This is a genomic window from Pseudoalteromonas sp. bablab_jr010 (assembly GCF_016464105.1).
GTDB lineage: Bacteria > Pseudomonadota > Gammaproteobacteria > Enterobacterales > Alteromonadaceae > Pseudoalteromonas > Pseudoalteromonas simplex.
Map to the genome: position 1 here is coordinate 1 of NZ_JACDWV010000187.1, position 603 is coordinate 603.

Below are 603 nucleotides of genomic sequence, written 5' to 3' on the forward strand. Positions count from 1 at the left end.
ACATGAACTTGGCTCAGGGCAAGCGCAATGGCGTGAGAATAATTAAAATGCATTTAGCGACGATGGACAAGCTTATAAAACCACTCATCTCAATTGCATGTGCTTTGTTTTTGGCCGGTTGTTCGTCAACGGGAAAAATAGATTACATGGTTGCAGGAGGTGCGACACAAAAAGGTAACCAAATTTGGGTGCAGGCAATTACTTTTGATGATAGTTGGGGGGTTCCTATGGGAAGCCTCGGTTGTTGTTGGGAAAGTGCAGGCAAAACAAGTGGTGTATATGACCAAAAATTCCCAGAAAAAGTGGTAGTTGAGTGGCTCGATAAATCAGAAAATAGAATTTATTACGGTGAAGTAGCCATAGATAAGGCTGGTTATAAATTAGCTAAAACCTTACCTGCTTATACATGGGTAAGCACAGGAGAGATAGAAACAAATATAACCCCTTACTTGATTATTGGTATGGGAGAAACTGGCGAGATTAAGGTTTGGTTATCAAATACAAGCTCAGAAATGAATAGGGTTGGCCGTGTATTACATGAACTAGGCTCAGGGCAAGCGCAATGGCGTGAGAATAAATAAAAACCGACTATGGACAAGTTTA

General features: G+C 40.8%; 1 protein-coding gene. It reads left to right on the forward strand.

Features of this window, described 5'->3' with window-relative positions:
* On the forward strand, nt 1-581 hold a 581-nt coding region (locus tag JIG37_RS18585), incomplete at its 5' end, for a hypothetical protein (RefSeq protein ID WP_244664414.1).
* Nucleotides 582-603: the final 22 nt, after the last annotated feature.